Consider the following 25,010-nt stretch of genomic DNA (forward strand, 5'->3'; position numbering starts at 1 on the left):
GGTTTGCGGACGACACCGTCACCTCGTGATTCCGGCTCCGATCTCGAAGAGGCCAGGCATCGAAACCGGCAGTTTTCCCAGAAACTTCACCTCGCCGAATAGCGCTTTCGCCGCCGCGAATTGGGCAACTTCCTCGATCGCATAGGTAACGCAGTATGTCCGGGCTTCCGGAAACTGCCTGATCAAATACGGCGAGCCAAAGGCGACGACGGCCGTGTTTTTGGCGGCGATCGCCTGTCTGACGAAATTCGTCTGCATTTCGGGAAGCGCCACCGTGCCTTTGTTTGCCGCGCGTTTCACGAAAACGGCAAGGACGATGCGGTCGAAGTTCTTCGCCTCGGCGAGGACCCGTTCGTAGTCGGCCGGAGTCGAACGCGGGTCGAGCCTGAAGATCCCCGCGTTCGGTACGCGGCGCAAGACTTCGGGGATGAACGCCGAGCCTTCGACCGCGTCATCGTCGGCGGCGACGACCGCGAACATCGTCTTTCGGGCGTTTTCGGCGGTCAGCGGAAGCAAGTCGTTCTCGTTGCGGAGAAGCGTTATCGAGCGTTCGGCGATCGAGTTCGCTTCGCGGACGTTTTCGGGCCGCTCGACGATCGAGTTCACCTTTGAGAGGTCGACCAACCGATTCTGCGCGAGCCCCAAACGATGCTTCGCTTTGAGCAGCCGGCGAACCGATTCGTCGATTCTCGCTTCGGTGATCTCGCCCGTTTTGACCGCGGCCTCGATCGAGTCGATCGCGACTTTCGTGCTGTTCGGCAAAAGGACGACATCGGCGCCGGCAAGCACGGCGAGAACCGCCGAGCGCTCGTCGGAAAACGTTTTCTTGATAGCTCCCATTTCCATCGCGTCGGTCGAGATGATGCCGTCGAACTTCAGCTCTTTCCGCAGAATGTCGGTCGAGATCTTCGGACTGAGTGTCGACGGGATGTTGTCGCCGGTGATGTTCGGCAGCGCGACGTGCGCCGTCATTACCGAATCCGCGCCGGCTTCGATCGCCATCCTGAACGGGACGAGTTCGACCGCGTCGAGACGTTTCCGATCGATCGGAACGATCGAAAGCCCGATGTGCGAATCGGTCGCCGTATCGCCGTGACCCGGAAAATGCTTCAGCGTCGAAAGGCAATTCGCCTCGCGCACGCCTTTCACGAGCGCCGATCCGAATTCGCCGACCTTTTGCGGATCGGCGCCGAACGAGCGGATGTTGATGACCGGATTATCTGGATTGTTGTTGATGTCAACAACCGGCGCGAAAAGCCAATTGACGCCGATCGCGCGCATTTCCTCGCAGATGATGCGGCCCTGACGATATGCCGCCGCCGTGTCGCCGGTCGCGCCGAGTCCCATATTCGTCGTAAACGGCGTACCGTTCCGCAGTCCCATTCGCAATCCGCGTTCGTAGTCGGCGGCGATCAAAAGAGGCAGTTTCGACAACTTCTGGAGTTCGTTCGTGAGCGCCGCGACGGCGTTGGCCTCGCCGCGATACACCGTGAATCCGCCGATCTTGCTTTCCTCGATCTCACGCCTGTATTCGGCGAACTTCTCGCCCGAAAGATTCGCGAATTCGCCCGACATACGCATATTGATCATCTGACCGATCTTCTCGCGCAACGTCAGCGACCTGAGCGTCTTTTCGACCCAGTTTGATTGCTTTTTGTCGGGTTTTTGGGCAAGCAGGAGCTGGCACGAGACGGCCAGGATCAAAACAATGGAAACGATTTTGTTCATACCTTATATAACCACGCGGGATCGCGATTTCAAGACCGGACCGGCGTTCCGCCCAAACTCCGGACGATGCGGAACCGATTTCCGAAAGAAAATCCCTTTTCGCCGCACGCCACTGCGGGCACTCGGAAGCCACTTTTCCGATACACCCCAAATCGCGGTATGTCACCTCGTGATCCCGAAGATATCAATCTTCTCCGCGCCTTTCGCCCGGTCGAACGGGCCGAGCACGACATTTCCGGTGCCGCAACGCATATCAGTAAAGCGTTCCGGAGACAAAACAACCTGTTGCGCCGCCGCGCCTTCGCCGCGGATGAGAATCGTCTGCAGCCATTCCGATCCCGTGAACTCGGCTTTTGTCGCCTGTGCCGGCTTGCCTTCGTTCCCGACCTGATCGATGGCATTGACGCGCTTGAATTGCCGCGGAGCGCCGGCGACGAATCCTTCGGCGTCGAAGTCCTGTTGAAAAACCTTCGTTTTGCCGTCAGTGATGATCAGCCGGAGTTTACCGACGCCCGCGACAAGCACCGCCATCTGCACGGTTTCGCCGGGATAGAAATAGAATTCCTTTTTCGCGGGCGCCGCGTTCCAGGTCTTGGTCCGCCAGAATGGCCGAAAGGCATTGCGTTTATCGCTCTTTTTGCCGGTTTCGTCAACCGTGAACTCCCAGGTCAATCCGGCGTCGACCTCGAATTTCCCGCCGGCGTTCCCACCCATATAGACCGAAAAATTGTCGAGCGGCTGGCCATTCGAGCCGACACGCGTCTCGTCCGTTTTCGGCGTGCCGAGTTTCACGAGTCCGCCGATGCCGGTCCACGAATCGTAACTCGAAACGGCTTTCCGATAGAACGCCCCGGGAAAGCAAGGAACCGCCGGAAACGGTTTGACCTCTTTCGTCAGATCGACGCCGCTGACGCGTATCTCGTCACCTGCTTTGATGTTGGCGAGGAGCCAATTCCGGCCGTCGCCATTGCCCGAGATAACGTACGAATTGGCGGGGTCAACGATCATCACGGGTCCCGGATCGGCTTTCTTTTCAAGATAGACCGCTCCCGCGCGGTCCCTGACGTCGTCGACCTTGCCGCCGACAACGAGAATGTCGATCCCCGAATCGTTCGGCGGGGTCTTTTGATAAACATCGGGAGAGTAATAGATCACGAGGTTCTGGCTGCGCGGCGAGTTCTTGCCGTCGAAATAGTAGGTCTTGTTGTCGACGGTCTGAATCATCCCGTAGCCGGCGTAGGCGTACGGGCTCGCGAGCGAAACGGGCGGCTTGCCGTCGAGCGAGACCGCTTCGCCGACCTTTAGATTCGCGAGCACCCAACGCCGCGCAGCACCGTGTCCGCTGAGCACAAAGCCGTCCTTGCCGACCGCGATCGGCCCGGGATCAGGCTTATTCTGCAAAAAAACGAAGCCGGCGCGGTCGCGGATCTCGACGATCTTGTTTTCGACGATGTAGACATCGACGCCGGCTTCGCTCGTCGGTTTTTTCGCATAATATCCGACCGTGTAAAGACACAACTCTTCGTTGCCCCGAAAGGTGTCGGTCGAAGCGATCTTGTAGCTCTGCCCGTTCTGCGCGGTTACGGTTCTCGACTGTGCAAATGCCGCGACCGGGGCGATCAGTATCAAAAAAAATACGAGTTGCTTCATATTCGGATCTTGGCGGCCCTTTTCCAACGGCCGCGGTCAATTCTTCCTTTCGGCTCAAAGTCAATCTAAATGCCGTTTCACGCGCAATCCGCAGATTTCCCGGATCAGCCGGAGGCCGCTGTTCCAATGCAAAAAAGGGCCGTTGCCCGACTTATCCCAAGAACATCAAGGCCGCAAAGATCAGCGCTGCGAAGCAGATCACGATCATCGTCAGGATCGTCGATTTGGTCAGCTCCTCGACGCGGACGCCGACGTAATTCGCGGTCCAGACATTGTGCGTGTTGGTCGGATCGCAAACATTCTGCAACTGCACGATCGCCATCGCCGCCGCGAGAACGGCTATCGCGGGCAGAATTCCGGCGGCTGCGATGATCGCGAAAAATCCGGCTCCGAGTCCGAACAGGTTGAACGGGCCGCGATAGAGCGCCAGCGGCGAGAGTATTCCGAAGAAGAGCACGTACGAGATCGGGCTCCCAACCGGCAGCGTTTGAATGAAAGGCTCGATCGCCGTTTTGACAGCCGGCAGTTGGAGCGCGTTGATGAGCATCCCGATTCCCATCATCAGGATCGCCGCCGGCGCGCCGTCCTCGAGCCCCCGGATCAGGCCCTGCGTCAGGATCCGGATCGCCCGCTTCGGCTGGGTCACGATGACGGCGAACAGAGAACCGGCAAGGAACGACGGAACCTCTTTCCAGCCGCGGTTGTTGAATCCGAAATAAAGCACGAGCGGAATGATCGGCGCGAGGAACGAGATCAGCGGCGCATCTTTGGCGCGGGCGACGATAGCATCCTTTGATTCGCCGGTCATCAGGCTCAGTTCGGGCGAACGTTTGGCGGCGATGACGGTGTAGATCACGACGCCGGTCGCCATCACCGCGAGCAAAACGAGTTGAAAACGAACGATCTCGGGCGGAAGCGGCGCGTCTTGCGCGACCTGAAGGATGTCGCGATAAAAGCGGATGAGCGAAATATTGAAGATAAAACCGGTCGCGAAAGCGAGCAGAAAGAACGTTCCCGCGAGCTTTCTCGGGACGCCTAGACTCATCATTATCGGCAGTACGAGCGAGCCGACCATAATGATCGCTCCGAGGCCGGTGAGCGACGTGAACAGAACCGCCGTCACGAACATCAATCCGAATGCGACGACCAATGGCTTGTCGCCGCCGAATTCCGCCGCGCGCTTGATGATGCCTTCGGCGATCCCGGTTTCCATCATCACGCGCCCGAGCATCGCGCCGGCGAAGACCGCCACGTACGCCGGCGCGAGTTTGACGGCGCCGCTTGAAATTACGCTGTTGAGAATTTCGGAGATCGGCGTCCCGACGACCGCGGCAATCAGTATCGCCATCGCCGGCACCGCCAGCAACGCCGGAACTTTGCGCGTGAACATCAACGCCGCAAAGACGACAAAGATAATGAGAAGCGCGATGAACATATTGCGATCTGCAATTTGCGATTTGCGATCTGCAATTGCCGATTCTTGCCCTTTGCTCCGAAACGATGTCGCCCGGAGTCAAAACATCAAATCCTCGAAACTCAATCGCAAATCGCCAATCGCAAATCGCAAATGGATGCCGTCTACCGTCTAGAACGTATAACGAACCACAAGCTGAATGTTTCGCGGCGTGTTGCCTTGGGTGCGGACCTGCCCGAAACACTGTTGCGTAGCGAAACACGGGTTTGCCGGGTTCAGCGTGTTGTTGTTTGCGGTACCGACCGCACCGGTTACGTTCAGCGTGCTTACCGGAGTTCCATACACGACCCAGTTGAAAGCGTTCAGGAACTCGGCGCGGAACTGGAGTTTTTGCCGCCCCTCGGCCCAGTAGAAATTCTTCAGGACCGAAAGGTTGATGTTCCGGTAATTATCGCGCCGGATATCGTTGTAGGTACGGGCTGCTGAGCCGAAGACGAAGTTGTTCGCCGAGCCTGAATAAATCGGATCGACGAACATCGCCGGATCGAACCAAAGTCCCTGCGCAACGATGTTGTCACGCGACGTGCCGAGGCTGAAGTTCGAACTGCCCGCGATTCGGTCGGGCCGGCGCACGGCCGACGAGATCGCGACGGCGCCCGGGAACGAGTTCGTCGCGGTGATCGGAATCGGCGTGCCTTTCTGCCAAGTGTAGGTACCGGATGTCTGCCAGCCGCCGAGGAGGAGTTGTGTTATGCCGTTCCAGTTCTTGCCGAACTTCTTGTTCTTGCCGAACGGCAACTCGTACGTCCAGCTCGCCACGAACCGGTGCGGAACGTCGAGCGTCGAATACGAATACTCGCGACCGAAATTGCTTGCATCCTGGATCGCCGTCGCGTCGAGAAACGCCGCGCCGTTGCCGACGCCGCCGGTATCGAGGAGTTTCGACCAAGTGTAATTTACAGTGCCCGAAAGCCCGTTCGAGAAACGGCGCTGGAGATTGATCTGCAGCGAATGATAATCGCTCGAACCCCAATGCGGCCGGAACAACTGGACGCTCGTGTATTGCGGATAGGCTCTCAGAAGCTGAAGCCGCTGGACCGTCGCGCCCGAAACCGACGTGCTGGCGCCGGGAACGTTCAGCAAACCCGAAAACGGATTCGCCACCGTGAAAGTGAAGAATTGCGCCGTGCTCGTACAGGCGGCGGTCGGATTCGCCGTCGTCCCGCACGTGCCGGGCTGGTTGAAGTTATTGCGCGCGAACTCGAGGGTGCTCGCCGGAATCTCGTTCAGTTCGACGCTCTGAATCGGAAGACGCACGCCCTTGCCGCCGACATAGGCGATGTCGAGAACTGTGTTCTTTGCGATCTCGCGCTGAAGAACAATATTCCACTGCTGGCTGTACGGATTCTCGCGCTCGGGTTCGACCGCAAAGACCTGCTGAGCGAGCCGAGTGCGGGCGCCGAGCGACGTGCCGGGCGGAACCGGAATACCGGCCGGGAACGGGTTCGTGAGGTAGATTACGCTTGCTGCCGAGGCGAGCGTCGCCGTCTGGTTCGCAACCTGCGGGACGGCCGACGTGAAGTTCGTGCCCTGCGCGGCTGGGTTCTCGATCGAGATCGGCACGTAGAAGAGACCGTAGCCGGCGCGGACCGTCGTCTTGTCGTTGATCTTGAACGCGAACCCGATTCGCGGCGAGAACCGGTCGTAGTTCGTTTTAGTTTGCGGACCATCGACGAAACTCAAGAGGCCCTTGTTGGCTGCAACATTCGGGTTGAGCCGCGAAACGAACAGATCGAGGTTCGCCAGATTCTGCTGGCCCTGGACCGGCGACGACGCATTCAGATCGAAGTTGGTCATCGCGCCGTTCGCTTCGCCCGTGCCGGTCTCAAAATCCCAGCGAACGCCAAGATTCAGGATCAGACGGTTGCTGACGCGCCAGTCGTTCTGCACAAATCCGGCACCGTAGTGATGATAAAGCGTCAAAGGCACCACGGTCTCCTGGTTGCCGCTGGCCGGAAGCCCGAGCAGGAACGACGCCAGAGCCGATCCGCCGACACCGGAGGCATTCGCGGTCCAGTTGCGATTGAACGTGAACGAACCCGTCGGCGTGAAAAACTGGAACGGGAAAAACCTCAGAAGCCTGTACTCGCCGCCGAACCGCCAGGTCTGGTTGCCGTTGACCCAGGTCATTGCATTGGCGATCGTATGGGTGTCGCGCGGCTGGTCGTTTCCGGCGCCGCCGATCTGGCCGCTCGTAATCTCGCCCGGAACGTTCGAGGCGCCGCCGATCGTGAAATCGGGAAACTTGAGCTGCGCCGCCCTTATGCGGAAATCGGCCGGAAGCCCGAGCGCCGTCGGATCGAATCCCTGGCTCTGCGGGATTTGGTTGGCCCGTACGCGGGTATAGCCGTAACGGAAGTTGTTGATCAGCGTCGGGGTCAGCGAATAAGTGTCGTTTAACGTGAGATTGTAGAAGGTGTCCTTCACCTTCCGGACGTTCGCCGCATCGCTGCCTTCGAAGTAGTTCGGTTCAGAAGTGAAGCGTTTCTCGTAGCTGAATCGCGTGAAAAGACTGTGCTTGTCCGAAAAGGTATGATCGAGACGGAACGCGTAGATGTCGCGCCGGAAGTCCGCCTTGCCGTCGAAGATGTAGTTGAGCGTCGTGCCCGGTTGGTTCGGCAACGGGATGTATCTGAGCACCGCCAGTGCAACCGGATCGAGACACGCGGCCGTCCGCGGTGCCGACGAAGAACAGGTCGGAAGCGTCGAAAGATTGTTGCCGGCAAACGCGGTCGTCCGGCCCGTGACATACGGGTTGATGATCGTCACCGGAACTTCGCTGAGATCACCCGTTCGCATGCGTTGTGTCGGAACGGTGATCTCACGGCTAAACGGATTCTTTTCGAACCGTCCTTCGTAATTGAAGAAAAAGAAGGTCTTGTCCAGCTTTCGGAAAAAGCTCTCGCCGGGTTCGCGCATTCCGAAGCGCGGCGCGACGAGCGGCCCGCCGAGCGCACCGCCGTACTGGTGACGGACGATGTCGATGCGCGGCAATGTCGGCGTTCCGTTGGCGCGCAGACCGCGCCGGTTTCTCTGCCAGCCGTTAGCGTTGAGATCGCCGTCCTGATAGTACTCGTAAAGCGCGCCCGAGAATCGTTTTCCGCCTGATTTCGTCGCAATCGAAACGATGCCGCCGCCGCTTCGGCCGAAATCGGCCGGATAGGAACCGGCAACGACCTTGAATTCGCGGATCGAATCCTGCGGCGGCTGGACGGCAACGCCGTTAAAGTCACCCACGGTGTTCGAAACGCCGTCGAGCAGAACGTCGTTCGTTGACGAACGTCCGCCGTTTACTGAGAAGTTCGAGTCGAAGAAATTGCGGTTGCCCGGCGACCCGATCGGACCCTGAGCATTGCCGTTCTCGTTCAGACCTTCCCCGCGGGCCTGCGCGAAGCCCGCGTCGATCGCGCCCGGGACGAGATTGATGAACGCCAAAGCGCTGCGCTCGCCCGATGGCAGATCCTCGACCAACTTGTTCTCGATCGTCGTATCGATTGCCGAGCTTTCCGTTTGGAGCAAAGGGGTCTCGGATCCCTCGATCTCGACCGTCACTTCTCCCGCAGTGAGCGAGAGGCTGATGTTGAGACCTGCCGTCTGACCGGTTTCAAGTTTGATGTTCGGTCGCTCGGCCTTGGCGAAACCGGACTTTTCGACCGTAACGCTGTAGGTTCCCGGCTGCAAGAACGTGACCGTGTAGCGGCCGTCTTCGTTCGTCTGGGTCGATTTCGACAAACCGGTCTCGATCGAGGTGACGGTGACATTCGCACCCGGGACGATGGCCCCGTTCGGATCCTTGATCTCGCCGGTCAGGGTCGCGGTGATCGTTTGGGCGCCAACGTTGAGCGCCATAAATGCCAGGATCAACACAAACGGGATGATCGGTTTCTTCGACAGCAATCTCATACTTTTTCTCCAGTTTCGTTATGAATCGTTCTCGCTTGGACGTGTCTTGGATCCGTGTTCAGCGCGACCGGACAGGATCCGGAGATCGCAGATCGGGATACTTTTCTTCAAATGCCGCGCTTCAATAGTGGACTAGACCACCCAAAAATAACAGACTTGCAACCCGAAGTCAAATTTGACGCCGGACGATCGCCCGTTACGGCGGATTCCCAAACCGCGCGCCGAATCAGGTCCGCATCACCCTCGATTTCTGAAGCTGATCGGCAAGGACGGCGAGCAGTATGACGACGCCGAGCGCGATCTTCTGAAGGTACGGATCGATGCCGGCGAGATTCAACCCGTTGTTCAGAACCCCGATGAAGATCGCGCCGAAGAGCGTCGAGATGACGCTGCCTTTTCCGCCCATCAGCGAGGTTCCGCCGACGACGACGGCGGCGATCACGTCCAGTTCATATTGCATCCCGGCGTTGGCGAGTCCCGCGCCGAGGCGCGATGCGAGCATTGCGCCGGCCAGGCCGACAAGGAACCCATTGAGGACGTAAACCCAAAACGTGACCGACTTGACGTTGATGCCCGCGAGAAACGACGCTTCGGAATTCCCGCCGATGGCGTAGACGTATCGGCCGAACCGCGTCTGCGAAAGCACGAACCAGCCGGACGCGAACACGATCAGCATAATGATCACCGGCACCGGAATCCCGATGAGCTTTTCGCGCCCGATAAATGCGAAAGAGGCCGGCAGGTCGCTTACCGACGTCGACCCCGAAAACTTGTCGGCGACGATAAACGACAACCCGCGGGCGATCGTCAGCACGGCGAGCGTGACGACGAACGGCGGGACTTTGAAACGCGCGACGGTGATCCCGTTGAAAGCGCCCCAGACAATTCCGACGCCGACCGCCGCGATGATGCCGACGATGACTCCCGAATCGCCGATGCTTTTCGCGCAGATCGCCGCTACGATCCCGGCAAGCGCGAGTACCGAACCGATCGAGAGGTCGATCCCGCCGGTGAGGATCACAAACGTCATCCCGACTGCCAGGACGCCGGTGATCGCGATGCTCAAACCGACGTTGAGCAGGTTGTCGACCGACAAGAACTGCGGCGAGAGCATCGCAAAAACGACGCCCTCGGCGAGGATCGCGAGCAGGATTATGTACTTCTGGAACATCACTTTTTGATTTGCGATTTGCGATTTGCGATTTTAGGATTCTAGGATTCCAGATTCCAGATTCCAGATTCCAAATTCCAGGATTCCAGGGTTCCAGATTCCAGGGTTCCAGGATTCCGGATTCCAGGATTCCAGGATTCCAGGGTTCCAGGGTTCCAGGGTTCCAGGGTTCCAGGATTCCAGGGTTCCAGGATTCCGGATTCCAGGATTCCAGATTCCAGGATTCCAGGATTCCAGAATTCCAGATTCCAGGATTCCAGATTCCAGGGTTCCAGGATTCCAGATTCCAGGATTCCAGAATTCCAGGGTTCCAGATTCCAGGATTCCAGATTCCAGGATTCCAGATTCCAGATTCCAGATTCCAGGATTCCGAGTATTTCAAGGCTTCCTGGGATCTCAAAGTCCTAATTCTTCGATTTCCGGAATCGGAATGAAATCCCGAAATCCCAAATCGCAAATCGCAAATCGCAAATCGAAACTTACTTGACGATCGTGACCGGAATCGCGACGATCTTTTCGACCGTTTCGCCTTTGAGATGCTTGGCGATCGTTTCGATCGTCTTCGATCCGATCAGCTTCGGGTCTTGGGCGACGTCGGCCTTGAGCATCGTTCCCGACTTGATCTTGCCGACGGCTTCGGGCGTTGCGTCATAGCCGACGATGATGAGGTCCTTTTTGCCGCGCGTTTCTGCGGAGGCAAGCGCTCCCAATGCCGAGTCGTCGTTGATCGCGAAGATCGCTTTCAGGTTCGGGTTTCCCTGAAGCATATCGTCGGTCGCCTTGGTCGCGCGGTCGCGGACGCCGCCGCCGTTGAGCGTCGCGACGATCTTGATATTCGGATACTTCGCCATCTCGTCTTTGAATCCCTTTTCGCGGTCGATCGTCGATTGAACCTCGGGTTGGCCGATGACCCCGACCTCGCCGCCGTCTTTCAAAAGCCCGGCGATGAACTCGGCCGCGACCTTTCCGCCCTGCAAATTGTCCGACGCGATGTGCGAGACGACGGTTCCGCCGCTGGCCGCGATGTCGGCCGTGAATACCGGAATCTTCGCCGCATTCGCCTTTTCGATCGCCGGCCCGATGCCTTTGGTGTCGGCCGGACAAACAACGATCGCGGCGACTTTTTGAACGATGAAGTTCTCGATCTGCGACTGCTGTTTCGCGAGATCCATATCGCCCGATTGGACGATCAGTTCGAACCCGTTCTTGTCCGCGGCCTCTTTCAGACCGGCTTCAAGGTCCTTGTAGAACTGATGCTCACGGGTGAGCAGCGTGACGCCGATCTTCTTCTTTTCTCCGCTCGGCCCGGTCGTCTGTTTTTGGTTGCACGCGATTCCGATGATCGCTGTTAAAGTCAGTAAAACGATTAGTTTGATTCTCATAATGATTTGACTCGTCTCGTTCCGGGGATTATTGGTATAAGCAGCTTGCAGGTTAGCTCGAAATCGAGCTCGGCTTCGAATGTCCGCCCCCACGGCAACCGAAAACTGAATTTCGAAATGTCCGGGCAGGCCACCCACGTATCATTCACGGCGACCGGATCAAGGCTTGTCCTAACATAGCCGGCCATTTCCCGAACCGAGTACCGTTCAACGGCTGTCGTTTGCTCGGATTCAAAACGAAACACGTTCCAGCCCTGGGAGCGCGCAAACTCGATCGCCTTCGGACGAACGATCGAATGATATGCGTGGTCATCGAGCAGGCGATTGACCATAAACCACGTATGCCCGCGAACGGTTCGGAGCCTGAAGGCATTCAGACGTTGGGCATCCGCTGCCCGCACGCCTTTTCCGATCGCCCGATTAATCAGAAACTTCGACGCACCGCTGATGATCCCGTGCGGAACCGCAGTGCCGATCGTGTTACCGGCAGTATTCCATGACGCGTAACCGAGCACCCGCGAAAATATCGATCTGCGCAAAAGTGATTTCGTAAACTCGATGTCGGCGCCCTGAATCTCACCCTTCGGATCGACGTCCGCGACTATCAGCTGATTTGCTCCTGCTCTGGGAAACGAAACGCCATCGCCGTTCGGCGTTGAGATTTCATCGTTGATCCGCTGAGCGAACCGATTTGCCGCACCGTTTTCAAACCTCGACACAAAAACGAAGAACAATATCGCCGCGTCCTTTTCATCGGCGACCTCGACGCCGCCGGCGGCTTTGATATGAAAACTCACGGTCTTGCGGAGCGGACGGTCTTCGTACGGCATGAACTGGTCGGCCAGCTTTTCATCTGAAAAGATCGCCTTGATCTTTGGCTGATACTTGTATTTGGCGGTCAGCGCGCGGGACAGGAGCAGCATCGAAACTTCATCCGCGCCTGGTTGGATGGCGATCTTTTCCTGAAGTTTCAGTTGGGCCACTTTTGCGATCAGCGTCTCGCGGTCGGCAATATGGACGCCGTTCGGCTTCGCGTCGTCCTGCGAAAGAATTAGATAATCGATCACGCCTTCGCGGACCAGATCGACCGTGTGGAGGTTGATCCGCAGATCGCGTTCGCGCGCTTTCTTGTATTTCGCGAGCGCCTCTGCCGGAATCTTTTCCTCGAGTTCCGCGGTCTCCTGCGCCTTTGCCGGATCGGGCGAGATCTCGGCCCAACGCGCGAGATTGACGCGATAAGATTCATTGACGACGTTGCCGGTCGGCGCGAGGCGCATTATCACGCTCGAGCCGTAGATCGGCATTTTGGGCGCCGCCTTCCGAATGGCGCGGATCACTTCGAGTCGTTTAAGCGCCGTTTCGGATGTTGTTTCAAACTCGCGCATCGCGACGAGTCCGCCGTAGGCGATCATATCGATCGAGACGATCGCGGCGTCGAACGATGTCAGTTTCTGCTTCTTGATCCATTCGACGATCTCGTCCGATCTTCCGAATTCCGTGAACCGTCCGAGCATCGCGCGCGGCGGCACGACAACCTCTGCATCGCCGATAAGCCCCATCTTTACAGGCATTTGCAAGCAAGGCGGACGATCATCGAGCGGGATCAGCAGGATCCTGGAAGTGAGTTTTGTCTGGGCGCTCGACGAAATTGCGGCCAACAAATGTACGACGCAAATCAACAGCGCAACGCAAAAAAGCCGTTTTCGTCCAACTCTGATCATAGTCTAGTTACCGGGAAACCGGCCTTCAGCTTCGTCAAGATCCGAAAGCACCGATGAGATCTTGTCCAGGTCAACGGGCAGCAATGGCTGCCCCAACGACCTGGACTTCACTACGAATCCGGGACCGCTAATCGCGACCCGCAACAGGTCATTCACGGCGTCGTCAAAGTCCAAGTCGTGGCGCAAAGCATAGCGTTCGATCCCGATCAAAACATCCGTGTCAATTGATAGTGTCCTTTTCATTCAAGCCATTCTATTTTCCGGCGTCCCAAACTCCAAGCTTTTCCGCCAGATCGTCCGTCACGAGTTGCGACGCAAAGATCGCGAGGCCGTCGTAACCGTATTTCTTTTCAACGTTTAAGAAGCGCTCGTCGAGGGAATTGTTCTTGTAGAAATGGGTCACGTAAAGCGTCAGATAGACCTTCATCGGCGGCTTGATCTCGCGCCGGAATTCCTTTGCCCAACGATCGACGGTGTCGAAGTTCGGGCTGTAGCACATCGGATAGAACGCGTCGATGTAGCCCTTGGCGGCCCAGTCGCGCGAGTCCTGCATCTTGACTTTCAAGGTGTTCTCGAAATCGGGAAAAACCGCCACCGATATTTGCCATTTCGGCTGACTCTTGCGAACTTCGTCGCTCACTAGTTTCACGACTTCGGTAACTTTGAGCGTCTTCCAATCCTGCCACTGCCGCTTCTCGGCTTCCGACTTGAGTGTCTTCGCGTCGAGTCCCGTGTCCTTTTTGAACTGCGCCAGCGCGTCGGCCGAATAATCGAAAGGAGTTTCCGGATAATGGAGCGGGTAACGTATGTAATCGAGCTGGACGCCGCCGAGTTTCGGATACTTCGCGACCATCTCGCGCATCACGTTAACCAATAAGCGCCGTACGCCGGCGTTCGACGGCGACATAAAAACCTTGTCGACCTCGCGGTTCGCGCCCTCGGCCTCGCTTTTGACGAGCGGCGAACCGTTGATATCGAGCGCCATCCATTCCGGAAACTTCGAAAAAATCGGCGACTTCGACGGATCGCCGAGATTCGTGCTCCATTGATGAAAGATATGCATCCAGGCATCGACGCGGATGCCGAGTTTCTCGGCTTCGTCGATGTAAAACTGCAGAACGTCGTACGTCTCCGTCTGCCCCGCCTCATCCTTTCGGGCGACGCCGTACGGGATCGAAAGCGGCCGCTGTGGAACGACGCGCGACGGATAGATCGTGTAGCCGTCCCAGAATGTTTCAAGAAAAACCACGTTGAATCCGGCGCGTTTCATCCGTTCGAGTTCTGTCCGAATGTACTTTCGCGCCTCGACCGGATCTTTCCTCGTTGGCTGCGTCGCCGAAACGAAAGGCCGGACCCAGACGGCGCGGTCGGCGGCGGCAGAAGGAATCGCGAAGACGATCAATGTCAGAACCGGGAGCGATAGCGACCGGCAAAGCGCTTCAAATCGTGACGCGACAGCGTACATTGACCTCGTTGAAAATCTCACCACTTGTTTGCGTTTGCCCGCCCGCTTACGCTGGCGGTACTGACTTTGCTTTCGTTTAGCCGGTCGCTACCGCTCCCGGTTCCGACTTTGTTTTCCCGGTCGCTACCGCTCCCGGTTCCGACTTTGTTTTCCCGGTCGCTACCGCTCCCGGTTCCGACTTTGTTTTCCCGGTCGCTACCGCTCCCGGTTCTGACGTTGCCTTTTTACTTTTTTACTTTTTACTTACTTTCTCGTACTCCAAATTCCCGTTGTACACCAGCCGGGCCATCTGCCAGGTTCCGGGCGGGAACGCGCCGGTCGTGAAATCGATCGCGATCTCGCTTCGCGGCGGGACAGAAAAGCCCTGCTCGCGCGGGAACATCGGCGGCGTCGAATACTCTCCGAGCGCCCAGGTTTCGGGTGGCGTGATCAATGCCACGGCGCCCTCGACGGCCTGGCGGTGCGGATTCCTAACAAAAACACGAATCCCGTCAACCGTTTTCTCAGTCCGCCACTCAAGCTTGTATTGTTTGCCGATCTGGAGAACGTCCTGAAACGTCTGGCCATTGTGCTCGATCCGCGCCTTGACCAAACCTGAAGCGCGTTCGAAATCAAGGTTCTTCTTGACCGGAAAAGCGAGCACGACGATATCTTTGACGAACGATCCGTTTGGCTCGATGTCGTATTTTAGGCGGTCCGGCACGACGCGCCAGTCTTCGGGAACCTCAAGCAAAACCTCGCCCGCGATTCGTCGGTCCTGATAGTTGTTGACGACCTGAACGCGCACCGCGTTCGTCGTCACGCCGCCCTGATTGTATGGGTCGTCCCAGGAAAAGCTCGAAAGATTGCCCATCTGCTCGACGGGACGGAGCGAAACCTTGACGGCATCGTTCCCGATCGGCGCCGCGCCCATATTGTGCAGCCAGTAGCGCGAGAAGACCGGTTGGACCGACTCTTTCACCGTCCCCAACTGTTGATCTTCGTTCGATTCGCGTTTGCCGAACAGTTCGAACGTCTTGATCTCGTTGGCGCCAAAACTGTCGAGACCTCCGATGTCTCGACCGCCAAACGCGATTCCGCTTCGTTTGTAATCGGACTGCTCAGCAAGTCCGATCTCGGCCCCGTGTTCGATATCGAAACCCGTTTTGATCAGGCTGGGAACGCCCTGACCTGCCGATTCATAAGCGCGAAGAATCACGGACCGAATCCCTTTGCGATCGCGCAATTGGTTGGTCGGATAAAAGGTCATTTCACGTTCTTCCTTCGAGTTGAACGTCGCCTGAGGATTGCCTCCGACTTTCAACGCCGAAACGACAAGATTCGAAAACGGAGTGCCGATAAAGCTCTTCTCTTTGGGCAGTTTTCCCGGCTGAAGTCGGGCCTGGACCGCAATCAGCGGATTATTGACGTCGTCACCGGCCCCGACGGCGTTCGCCTCGCGCCAGTTTTTTTCGTACGGATAAAGCGAGTAATTGAAAACGTGCGTTTTGTTCTCCGGAACGAATTCGAACGGCAAATTGACCGCCGGCCAGAGCGCGGTGTGTGTCAGGTGCATCGTCAGAGTGTTCGGATTTTCGAGCGAGATACCGGCCGTACCGTTATTGATCAGCGCGACGCCGTAATCGGGGACTTGCGGAAGCTCAGTCGAAGGACTCGTCTCGATCGCGAACGAATCAATTCCGAGGTCGAATGCGAACGTGTCGAGCCGTTCGTAATCGCGCTTCGCGGTCTCGCCCTTGAAAAAGGAAGGCTGCGCCGTCGAGGAGCCCTTGATTATCGGCAGGGTCAATTTTTCAACGGCGTTTTCGATATTTCCGGCAATGATCAGAACCGGCATCGGCGCCCAGCCTTCGGGAACGCGTTTGTCGTAAAGAAAGAGAAACGCGAATCCGTCACGCGCGATGCGCTCTTCGAATTTCGCTCTTGATTCCGCCAAAACCAGAGTTAGCAGCTCTTTCGTGTACGCATTCTCGCTTTCGCCGCCAAGCGCGATACGGAATCCGTGATACGCGATGTCGTCGTTAAGCTTTTTCGGCATCGTCGAATCCTCGATCGGAAGATCCTTGCGCCGCGCGGCATCGTTGTCGTCATAGAACGGTGTTACGGAAACGCCGCGTTTGATGAGCGCAGACACGATCTTTTCGGTTGCTTTTTCGAACGGTTCGCCGTGCGGACGGACGAGCGCCGCCGGTTTGAGCGGCACGCTCGCGACGGATTGCGAATCGCGCCAGAATCTGAGATCGAACGTGGATCCGTAGCCAGCCCAGTTGTTGACCGAATAAACCGGCGCTCCGGAGACGAGTTTGTCGGTGTTCGTGCGAAAATCAAGAAATCCCTTCGATCCGTTGCGGACGACGGTTCCGAACCGGTCCTCGGTCACCAGCGCGCCGCCCGACAGATTCAGCGGGAAATTGACCGTGAAAAGTTCGTCCTTGCCTTTGTAATCGATGAGCTCGGTCTTGAAATCGATTCGTTTGATGCCGTTCCGCAAGATGATCGTCTGACGGAACGCCTTCATATTCGGCAATGTGCCGTCGATCTCAAGGCTCGATCCGATCGCGTCGCGCGTCATTTTCACGGCCGCCGGCGTTTCGGACGAGAACCGCTTCTGGCCGGTCGTCCAAAGCTCCCAAGCCGGATATATGACGTTCTTCTTGGTCAGTTCTTCCCGCAACGCCGCGATCTCGTTTCCGAACCGGCCATTCGCTGTGGTAATTACCTCGCGGTTCGCTTTCTTGTCAAAAACAGAGGTCACCGCGCCGCCCTTGGCCGGATCGACCGTGACGCGATAGAACTCATTCTCTATGGTTCGTGCCTCAGAGGTTTCAATTTCCAGCTTGCTCTTCGGTCGAGAGGTATCGACGAACAAAGTTCTGTAGCCGATTGACGGAACGTCGACCGCGCGGAAAAGTATCGCTGCTTCGAACAAATTTCCAAGATCATCGATCCGGGACTGCTTGAGATCAAGATCGAACGCGATCCGTTTTCCGGAGGCATCGACGATCTCAAAGTTCTGAACCGGCCGCTCGAAGCGAACCTTGGCGCGGACGAGGTCCGATCGCTTCCAACTCGACGGATTAAAAACAACGATCGGAATCCGCGACCCTGAATCTGTGGTGTCGATCTTCGAAGCGATGAATTTGAGCGAATCGTCAAGCGCGCCTTTAGACAGCTCGAACGCCTCGCGGTACCCGAGCACCAGATCAAGAAACGCCGAATCGGACGGCGTGCCGGTGATCGCATCGTGATGGGAACCGAAAAAGATCTGCCGCCAGGCCTTGTCGAGCGCGAGATCCGGATACTTCGCGCCGTGCAGGTACGCGATCGAGCCGAACTTCTCCGCCGTGAGCGTCATATTTTCGGCGATGCGCTGTCCGATCTTGAGATCCGAACGCGCCATCGACACGCCGACGTGGAAAAACAGTTTGTCGCGCGAACTTACCGGCGGCTTCACTTTTCCGTCCGCGATCTCTTTGTTGAGCGCGTCGAAATAAAGATCCTGCGCCTGGCCTGTCGTTTTGATCTGCGGCCTGTTTTGATTGAGTCGTTCGACGTTTCCGGCGAGATTGGTCCACGGCGGCGTGAAATCGGCGGCGTTGATGCGAAGATCGACGCTCGAGCCGAACGAGCGCGTTTCGGCGAATTTGCGTTCGGTCATCCGCAGGAAGTTCTCGAAGGTGTAATTCTTGCCGCTTCCGAACCCCGAAAACGAATAGGCGTAATCGACGCGTCGATGAAGCAGACGCGAGCCGTCGAGCGCGTAATCGTAGAAAAAAGGCTGGAATCCGGCGATCTTTTTTGACCATGCGATGCCGTTGAACCCTGATTTCGCAGCGATTTGCGAGATCTGGGGTGAATGCCCGAAAACGTCCCATAGCGCCAACGATTTCGATTTGCGGCCCAGCATCGCCTTGTGCATTTCCTGGCCGTAGAGAATGTTTCGGATGAATGCCTCGCCGCCGATCGTGTTCACGTTCGGCTGATTGTAGGCGCCGCCCGTGCCGACGCGGCCCTCGGCGACCACCCGCCGCAGAAACTCGCGATCCTCCGGATGCGTGTCGAGATAAGGCTTCAAATAATCGATCTCCGATAAAAACACGCCGTAGTTCGCGTCAGCTCGGAGCGAAGCGACGTATTGATTCATATTCGAGAGCGTTACTTTCGAATACCCGCGCTGGTCCTGCAGATAGACCGGATCGACGTGAAATCCCTCGAGATAAAAGACCGTGCCGGGAGCGTTGATGGATTTGTACGCCGCCGACCGTTCGGCCGCCGCCTGTTCGATCCAGACACGAACGGTTGCCTTCCAACCGCCATCCTTGCGCCAGTAATCGCCGAACACGCCCGAAGACCGCACGATCAGCAAATTCTCGCCTTTTTTGAACCGTGCGGCCGCGACTTTTCGCAGGGTCAACGAGTAACCGTCGTAGATCTTTTCGCCGTTGAGCCAGATCGTACCGAGAAACCCGTCGGTCTCGATAAACCGCAACGCTTCCGCATCCGAATTGATGTAACTCGCCGCGTACGCGGTCCCGATCGGTTTCCCTTCGTGAAACAGATTGAACGCGATAACTTCGTCTTTTTCAACGAATTCGGTCCACTTGATCTCGCTTGCATCCGGGAATACCCGGACAGTCGTTGCGGCTCCAACTTCCGGCAAAGGCTCGTTCGATTTCGGATTCGTGATTCGTGATTGCGGATCCGCGTTGTTGGCCGATATCGCCGATTGCTTGCCCGGCAACGGTTTTCCGAAGGGCTTGAGCCAATCCTTCTGCGGGAGCGTTTCGATGTTGAAGCGATTGAAATTTTCCCACATCCCGGCGTCTATCTCAGCCGGAAACTCGTTCGAAATCAGCCAGTTCGCGATAATGCCGCCGTCGGCGATCTCTGAAAGTTCGTTCTGCGCCCGGGCCTGAACGAAAAATCCGCACAGCACGAACAGGGTCGCGAAAAACCAGCGGCCGAAAGGTCTTGAATCCGAAATCCGAAATCCGAAATCCCAAGTCATTTTTTGACCAAATAAAACGATGCCCGATACCGGTCGGCCCGATAGACCGATTTCGTAAACTCGATCGGCTCATTTCCTTCGGCGAAGACCGTTCGATATACGATCAAGAGCGGGAAATTCTCTGTCACTCCTAAGAATCCGGACGTTACGGCGTCGCTCACCGCTGCTTCCAGGTCCTCGGCCGCGGCATAGATCTTCACGTCGTAGTCGTTTTCGAGTATCTGATAGAGCGATTCCGTCTCAAAATTGTTCCTGCTTAGTCCGCCGAATTTCGTCGCCGGCAATGTCGTTGTTTCAATCGACATCGGGATCTTGTCCGCAAGCCGTAAACGCTTGAGCGTAAATACAGGCGCCCCGATCTCCAGATGAAGTCTCTCCGCCTGTTCCTTGCTCGCGCTATCGGTGCGGACATCGATGATCATCGATGAGGGCTTCATTCCGCGGCGCGTCATTTCATCCGAAAACCCCTTGAGATTCCGCGTGTGAATATCCAATTTGAGCGGAGAAACAAACGTCCCCTTGCCTCGCTTCTGATAGATCAGTCCTTCCTCGCGAAGGGCGTTGAGCGCCTGGCGCACGGTCATCCGGCTGACCTGAAGCTCTTCGGCGAGATCGCGCTCTGACGGGATCGACTCATCCGATTTCAACTGGTTCGAAACTATCTTTTGCCGCAGCAGAAAATGAATTTGCTGATGGAGCGGCGTGGCGGCATTTCTTTCTAACTGCATATGTGCAAAATTGGACTAGACCACTTAATACAATGATTGACGAACAAAAAGCAAGAAGAGCTTTTGAATTTAATCGAAATCGGCCGATCGTTCAACGCCGTTGATCCCTTTACAAAAATCGCGAACCTCAGTTTTCAGATCCCGAGGGCGATCGTGCGGATAGTGGAATCGAGATTTGAAAATTCAAGGCGTTCCCGATATCCGCGGGCCGTCTCGCTTGTGAGCATTCGGCGTTCTAAAGTATCCTATTGCCGCACCGGCCGCTGTACGAATGCAGACTCAGACTGAACAACTCAGTTTCGACTTTTTTCGCGAAAAACCGGAGATCCTTCGCGAATCGCGGGACGAACTCAAGATCAAGCTCGGCGAATTCGCCGGGCCGCTCGATCTGTTGCTGTTTCTGATCAAGCAGGAGCAGGCGAACATCTTCGACATTCCGATAGCGCGCATCACCGACGAGTATCTGAAGTACATCAGGCTGATGAAAACGCTCGACATTTCGGTCGCCGGCGACTTTCTGGTGATGGCCGCGACGCTGATCGAGATCAAGTCGAGGATGCTTCTGCCGATCGTGCCGAGTGACGAATCCGACGACGGGATCGACGATCCACGACGCGAACTTGTCGACCGGTTGCTGGAGTACGAGAAGTTCAAGAACGCCGCCCAGATGCTCTATGAGCGGACAACGGTCGAACAGGCCGTTTTCCCGCGCGGCCGGATCGAGTCCGACGACAACAACGCCGAGATCAACGCCGGCGTTTTCGATCTCTTGACGGTGTTTCAGAAGATCCTCGCGCGGCATAAGGATGAGGTTAAGCTTGAGATCGAACGCGAGGAAATCAGTCTCGCGGATATGATCAGAGGTTTGAAAGCGCGGCTGCTTGACGGGCATCCGCTGAGTTTGCTGGAGTTTTTTGAGGAATTTCACACGCGCCGCGAGTTGGTGACGGCGTTCATCGCAGTTCTTGAGATCGTCCGAACGGAAAGCGTCAAGCTTTCGCAGAAAACGACCTTCGGCGATGTGATTCTGAGAGCGGTAAGCAGTGCATAGTGCAGAGTGCAAAGTGCTTAGTGGATGATGTAGTCCGCCCCCCACTTTGCACTCTGCACTTTGCACTCTGCACTCTGCGCTTTGCACTGCTCACTGACAAACTATGGAAGAGCTGGAACAAAAAAAATCCCGCGAAATGTCCGAGATCGTAGCGATCGCCGAGGCGTTGATCTACGTCGCGGACGAGCCCGTAACGGTCAAGGTTCTTGCCGAGGTTCTTGACGAAGACAAGGAGACGGTTCAGGCCGCGGTCGAGGAATTGCAGCGCGAGTTCGAGACGCGCGAGGGCGGTTTGCAGCTGCGCGAGATCGCCGGCGGCTGGCAGATCGCGACGCGCACGGAGTTTCACGAAGAGGTCCGCCGTTATCTCAAAACGCGCCCGAGCGCCAAGCTCTCGCTCGCCGCGCTCGAAACGCTCGCCGTCATCGCATACAAGCAACCCGTCACCGTTCCCGAAATCCTCGAGATACGCGGCGTCCAGTCGGCATCCGCGATCAAGACCCTGCTCGACAAAAGACTGATCACCGCCAAAGGCAGAAAAGAAACCGTCGGACGTCCGATGATGTACGGGACCTCCAAAGATTTTCTGATCCAGTTCGGCCTCAAAGACCTTTCGGAATTGCCGTCGATCGAGGATTTCGAAGATCTCGCCGGATCGGTTTGATCGCCGCTCGGAAATTTCTCTTGCCGAATCCCCGATGTTGTAGAAAAATAGATTCAATGACCATCACGGAGTAACAATATGTCTCGATTTCTCGCAACTCTGCCCGATCGCAAATTCTCCGTCGAGGACTATCACCGGTTCATCGAAATGGGCGTTTTCGAACCTGAAGAACGCCTCGAACTATGGGAAGGAGAATTTGTCGAAATGTCACCAATCGGAAAACGGCACGCCGGAACTGTGATGGCGTTGTCTGATGCCTTGCGCGACCGGTCACTCAATCGGGTTTTAGTTTGGACTCAGAACCCCATCATCCTCAACGATTTCAGCGAGCCGCAGCCCGACGTCGCGCTGCTCAGGCGCCGTGACGATTATTACCGATCCGTGAGCGCGACGGCCGCCGACGTTTTGCTGACCATCGAGGTCGCCGATACGACAGTAAAATATGACCGCAACGTCAAATTCCCGAAATACGCGTCGAGCGGAATCCCGGAAGCTTGGCTCGTCGATCTCGAAAACAACCGTGTCGAGATCCATTCGCAGCCGTCCGAATCCGGTTACGAGTTCGTCAAGATCCTGCAGCGCGGCGAGATCGCGGAATCGACGGTTTTGAGCGAGATCAGAATTCCGGTTGACGTTATTCTGGGCGAAGCTTGATCGCAACCTTCATCGAGTTCCGGAATCGCTCGGTTGACGCCTCAGTGTGAATTTCCCCGTCGCTTTCGCGCTGGTTGGCGCGCCGGTCAAACCGTCAAGACAAACCGAAATATTCCGTGAAGATAACGCAAACGAATGACAAATTGACTATCCACGAAACGCCCGGCTGCGTCTGGATCTTCGGGCTCTTTTTCGTGCTTGTCGGGGGAGCGTTCGTCTACGGTGCGCTCGGCGGACTCACGGATTGGGACAGACAATCGCCGTTGATGCTGGCGATCGCGCTCGTGTTCGGCGTGATCGGTGTCGGAACAGGCGTTTGGATCATCTCGCGCGCACCGATCTCGAACGTCGTCGTCGATCGGTTCAACGAAATCGTCGTCTGGACGCGTTATGGATTTATGGGCCGTGAAACCTTCGTTTACAAGTTCGAAAATGTCGAACGATTTCGCCTGATCGAAGATCGCGATACCGAGGGCGCCGAGATCTGGTGGTTCGGTATGGAACTCGTCAACGGCGAGGTACTGACGATCGGCGCGATCGCGAGCCATTTCGAAGAGAACGAACGCAAATTCGTTTTTGCCGCGAACCAATTTGCCGGAAAACAGCTGATGCCGACCGAGTTGGTGTTTCAAGAGTTTGATGATGAGGATCTCTGAGACCGATTCAAGGGTGACAATTCGTGACTTCCCGCTCAGCAACTGGATCTGGGGCGCTGTTTTCGCGGCTCTTTTCGGAGGCTTCGGGGTCTTTATGCTGTATTCGGCCTGGCTTACTCCGCACCATTTCGTTGGCTCGAGCGGACAAAGTTTCTATACCCGCGGGCTCACGATCCTTATGTTCGTGATGGTTGTCTTCTTTGTCTTCGGATTGGCATTGCTGTTTGTATCGATGGCGGCAACTCCGATGATCTCCACAACCATCGACCGCCGGTCGCAGACAATCCTTATTCGCCGCCGCGGTCTGTGGGCCAATGACGGCGAACGCTATCCGATCTCACAGATCAAGGAATTCGGGATCGAGACACCGGAAGACGACGGGGCTTTGTCATTTGTCGTTCTGGTTTTGGCGAACAACGATCGAATCCGTATCCAAACGCAACCCGGGAACGCATCACCGGAAATGATCGCGAAGCTTAACTCGTTTATCGGCAAGAGCTGAGCCGGCGGTTTCCACCGGTCACGCGCAGGCGCGTAATCCGTGCGGGATCAGGGATTTCGAAATTCGTCCAGGACCATCTGGGCCACCTTCGGAACGACGCTCGAGATTTCGGGCGAGAGTTCCAGCGTCATATCGCCGAGCGGCGGGATCGAGACCGCGAAAAGCGTCACCTCGGGCGTGTCCCCCATCAAGTAGAATGCGTCGATCAGGTCCTTGAGCCCGATGTCGTGCGCCGTCAGCGTCCGCGGATAATCCGTCGAGAATTTCGGACGCAGGCGGCGGATCGTTCCGTTCGGCGCGCCGTCGATGGTCGCATCGACAAGAATAACGCGTTCCGCCGCCTGCATCGGTTCAAGTAAGAGAAAACTCCCGGTTCCGCCATCGAGAAGTTCGACGTTCTCCGGCAAAACCGTGTTTTCGAGCGAGTTGACGACGTGGACCCCGACTCCCTCGTCGCCCATCAGCGTGTTCCCGATCCCGAGGATCAGTACTTTCTTATTCTCTGTCTTGCAGTTTGTCATCGCGTTCAAATTTCCAGCCTCCGATGATCGACGACGTCGTGCCGCGACCTTCGTAATAATCGTGATAAAACACCAGATAGACGTGGACGATCGTGAAAACGATGAAGAACCACATAAACAGATGATGCCATTGGCGAACCCACGCGTCGCCGCCGAAAAGCGGCACCGCCCAGGCGAACAGCCAGGGCAAAAAGGCATCGCTCATACTCGAATAAAGCGCGAAACCGGTCAAGACCTGCAGCAGGAACATCAGAAACGTGACGAAATACGAGATACCGGCCAGATTATTGTGTCCGATGATCGCCGGGCCGTGCGACTTGAGCTGCAGGACATCGACGACGATCGTGTTCCAGAGATCGCGCCATTGGCGCGGATGGTAAAGGATGAACCGATCCCATTTCGCGTATCTGTTCCCGACGAATCCCCAATAGATCCTGACGATAAAGTTGAACAAGAAAACGTACGCGACGGCAAAATGAATGAACCGAACGGTGCCGAACCAGTATTGTTGATACGCCTCGTTCGCCTGCCAGATGGCCTGCGGATTACCGATGATGTAACCAGTCGCGGCCAGCAACACGACGCAAAGCGCGTTCAGCCAGTGATAGATCCTCACCGGCAGTTCCCAGACATACACGCGTCGGTACGGAATTGTTTGTGGATTAGCAGCCATAACATCTCCATTTTGGATTTGCGATTTGCGATTTCGGATCTGTTTCCAGGCAAATCCGA

Annotated in this window: 19 protein-coding genes; 6 read left to right on the forward strand and 13 right to left on the reverse strand. The window is 56.7% G+C overall.

Going from position 1 to position 25,010, the window contains the following annotated elements; translation table 11 throughout:
• Positions 1-18 precede the first annotated feature (18 nt).
• From IPN69_21300 to IPN69_21320, 5 genes are all read right to left on the reverse strand, one after another.
• Positions 19-1,728: a glycoside hydrolase family 3 C-terminal domain-containing protein gene (locus IPN69_21300; protein ID MBK8813243.1), complete on the reverse strand. Its 1,710-nt coding sequence runs from the start codon at positions 1,726-1,728 to the stop codon at positions 19-21.
• Positions 1,729-1,890: 162 nt separating this feature from the next.
• Positions 1,891-3,378: a hypothetical protein gene (locus IPN69_21305; GenBank protein MBK8813244.1), complete on the reverse strand. Its 1,488-nt coding sequence runs from the start codon at positions 3,376-3,378 to the stop codon at positions 1,891-1,893.
• Positions 3,379-3,529: 151 nt separating this feature from the next.
• Complete coding sequence (locus IPN69_21310) at positions 3,530-4,813, reverse strand: citrate transporter (GenBank protein MBK8813245.1); 1,284 nt, start codon at positions 4,811-4,813, stop codon at positions 3,530-3,532.
• A 150-nt stretch (positions 4,814-4,963) separates the two neighbouring features.
• The gene (locus IPN69_21315) at positions 4,964-8,755 is read right to left on the reverse strand and encodes a carboxypeptidase regulatory-like domain-containing protein (protein MBK8813246.1); all 3,792 of its coding nucleotides are present in this window, start codon (positions 8,753-8,755) and stop codon (positions 4,964-4,966) included.
• Positions 8,756-8,981: 226 nt separating this feature from the next.
• Positions 8,982-9,926: a ribose ABC transporter permease gene (locus tag IPN69_21320; protein MBK8813247.1), complete on the reverse strand. Its 945-nt coding sequence runs from the start codon at positions 9,924-9,926 to the stop codon at positions 8,982-8,984.
• Between the two features lie 11 nt (positions 9,927-9,937).
• Here IPN69_21320 and IPN69_21325 point away from each other — a divergent pair, with 11 nt between their 5' ends.
• Positions 9,938-10,360, forward strand: a complete 423-nt coding sequence (locus IPN69_21325) for a hypothetical protein (GenBank protein ID MBK8813248.1) — start codon at positions 9,938-9,940, stop codon at positions 10,358-10,360.
• Between the two features lie 45 nt (positions 10,361-10,405).
• Here the strand turns inward: IPN69_21325 and IPN69_21330 are convergent, their stop codons facing one another.
• From IPN69_21330 to IPN69_21355, 6 genes are all read right to left on the reverse strand, one after another.
• On the reverse strand, positions 10,406-11,308 hold the full coding sequence (locus tag IPN69_21330; protein ID MBK8813249.1) for a substrate-binding domain-containing protein: 903 nt from the start codon (positions 11,306-11,308) through the stop codon (positions 10,406-10,408).
• Complete coding sequence (locus tag IPN69_21335) at positions 11,305-13,029, reverse strand: DUF4127 family protein (GenBank protein MBK8813250.1); 1,725 nt, start codon at positions 13,027-13,029, stop codon at positions 11,305-11,307. Before IPN69_21335 ends, IPN69_21330 begins: the two co-directional genes overlap by 4 nt.
• Positions 13,030-13,032: 3 nt before the next feature.
• Positions 13,033-13,272: a hypothetical protein gene (locus IPN69_21340; GenBank protein ID MBK8813251.1), complete on the reverse strand. Its 240-nt coding sequence runs from the start codon at positions 13,270-13,272 to the stop codon at positions 13,033-13,035.
• A 10-nt stretch (positions 13,273-13,282) separates the two neighbouring features.
• The gene (locus IPN69_21345) at positions 13,283-14,494 is read right to left on the reverse strand and encodes a family 10 glycosylhydrolase (GenBank protein MBK8813252.1); all 1,212 of its coding nucleotides are present in this window, start codon (positions 14,492-14,494) and stop codon (positions 13,283-13,285) included.
• Positions 14,495-14,726: 232 nt separating this feature from the next.
• Positions 14,727-19,502, reverse strand: coding sequence for a hypothetical protein (locus tag IPN69_21350; GenBank protein ID MBK8813253.1), 4,776 nt, complete (start codon positions 19,500-19,502; stop codon positions 14,727-14,729).
• Positions 19,499-20,230 (reverse strand): GntR family transcriptional regulator, encoded by a 732-nt coding sequence (locus IPN69_21355; GenBank protein MBK8813254.1) that lies wholly within the window; start codon positions 20,228-20,230, stop codon positions 19,499-19,501. The genes IPN69_21350 and IPN69_21355 overlap by 4 nt, the downstream gene beginning before the upstream one ends.
• Positions 20,231-20,501: 271 nt before the next feature.
• Here IPN69_21355 and IPN69_21360 point away from each other — a divergent pair, with 271 nt between their 5' ends.
• The 5 genes from IPN69_21360 (at position 20,502) to IPN69_21380 (ending at position 23,757) form a co-directional block, all read left to right on the forward strand.
• Positions 20,502-21,281: a segregation/condensation protein A gene (locus IPN69_21360; GenBank protein ID MBK8813255.1), complete on the forward strand. Its 780-nt coding sequence runs from the start codon at positions 20,502-20,504 to the stop codon at positions 21,279-21,281.
• Positions 21,282-21,417: 136 nt separating this feature from the next.
• Complete coding sequence (scpB, locus tag IPN69_21365) at positions 21,418-21,945, forward strand: SMC-Scp complex subunit ScpB (GenBank protein MBK8813256.1); 528 nt, start codon at positions 21,418-21,420, stop codon at positions 21,943-21,945.
• 78 nt (positions 21,946-22,023) lie between these two features.
• Complete coding sequence (locus IPN69_21370) at positions 22,024-22,599, forward strand: Uma2 family endonuclease (GenBank protein MBK8813257.1); 576 nt, start codon at positions 22,024-22,026, stop codon at positions 22,597-22,599.
• A gap of 143 nt (positions 22,600-22,742) precedes the next feature.
• Complete coding sequence (locus IPN69_21375) at positions 22,743-23,255, forward strand: hypothetical protein (protein MBK8813258.1); 513 nt, start codon at positions 22,743-22,745, stop codon at positions 23,253-23,255.
• Positions 23,242-23,757 (forward strand): hypothetical protein, encoded by a 516-nt coding sequence (locus IPN69_21380; protein ID MBK8813259.1) that lies wholly within the window; start codon positions 23,242-23,244, stop codon positions 23,755-23,757. The genes IPN69_21375 and IPN69_21380 overlap by 14 nt, the downstream gene beginning before the upstream one ends.
• A 47-nt stretch (positions 23,758-23,804) precedes the next feature.
• On the opposite strand, the gene IPN69_21385 is transcribed toward IPN69_21380, so the two are convergent.
• Both IPN69_21385 and cybH read right to left on the reverse strand, forming a co-directional pair.
• Complete coding sequence (locus IPN69_21385; protein MBK8813260.1) at positions 23,805-24,278, reverse strand: HyaD/HybD family hydrogenase maturation endopeptidase; 474 nt, start codon at positions 24,276-24,278, stop codon at positions 23,805-23,807.
• Positions 24,253-24,951 carry a Ni/Fe-hydrogenase, b-type cytochrome subunit gene (cybH, locus tag IPN69_21390; protein MBK8813261.1) on the reverse strand — a complete coding sequence of 233 codons (699 nt, stop codon included), beginning with the start codon at positions 24,949-24,951 and terminating at the stop codon, positions 24,253-24,255. Before cybH ends, IPN69_21385 begins: the two co-directional genes overlap by 26 nt.
• Positions 24,952-25,010 lie beyond the last annotated feature (59 nt).

It is taken from the genome of Acidobacteriota bacterium (assembly GCA_016715115.1).
In the GTDB taxonomy this organism is placed as follows: Bacteria; Acidobacteriota; Blastocatellia; order Pyrinomonadales; family Pyrinomonadaceae; genus JAFDVJ01.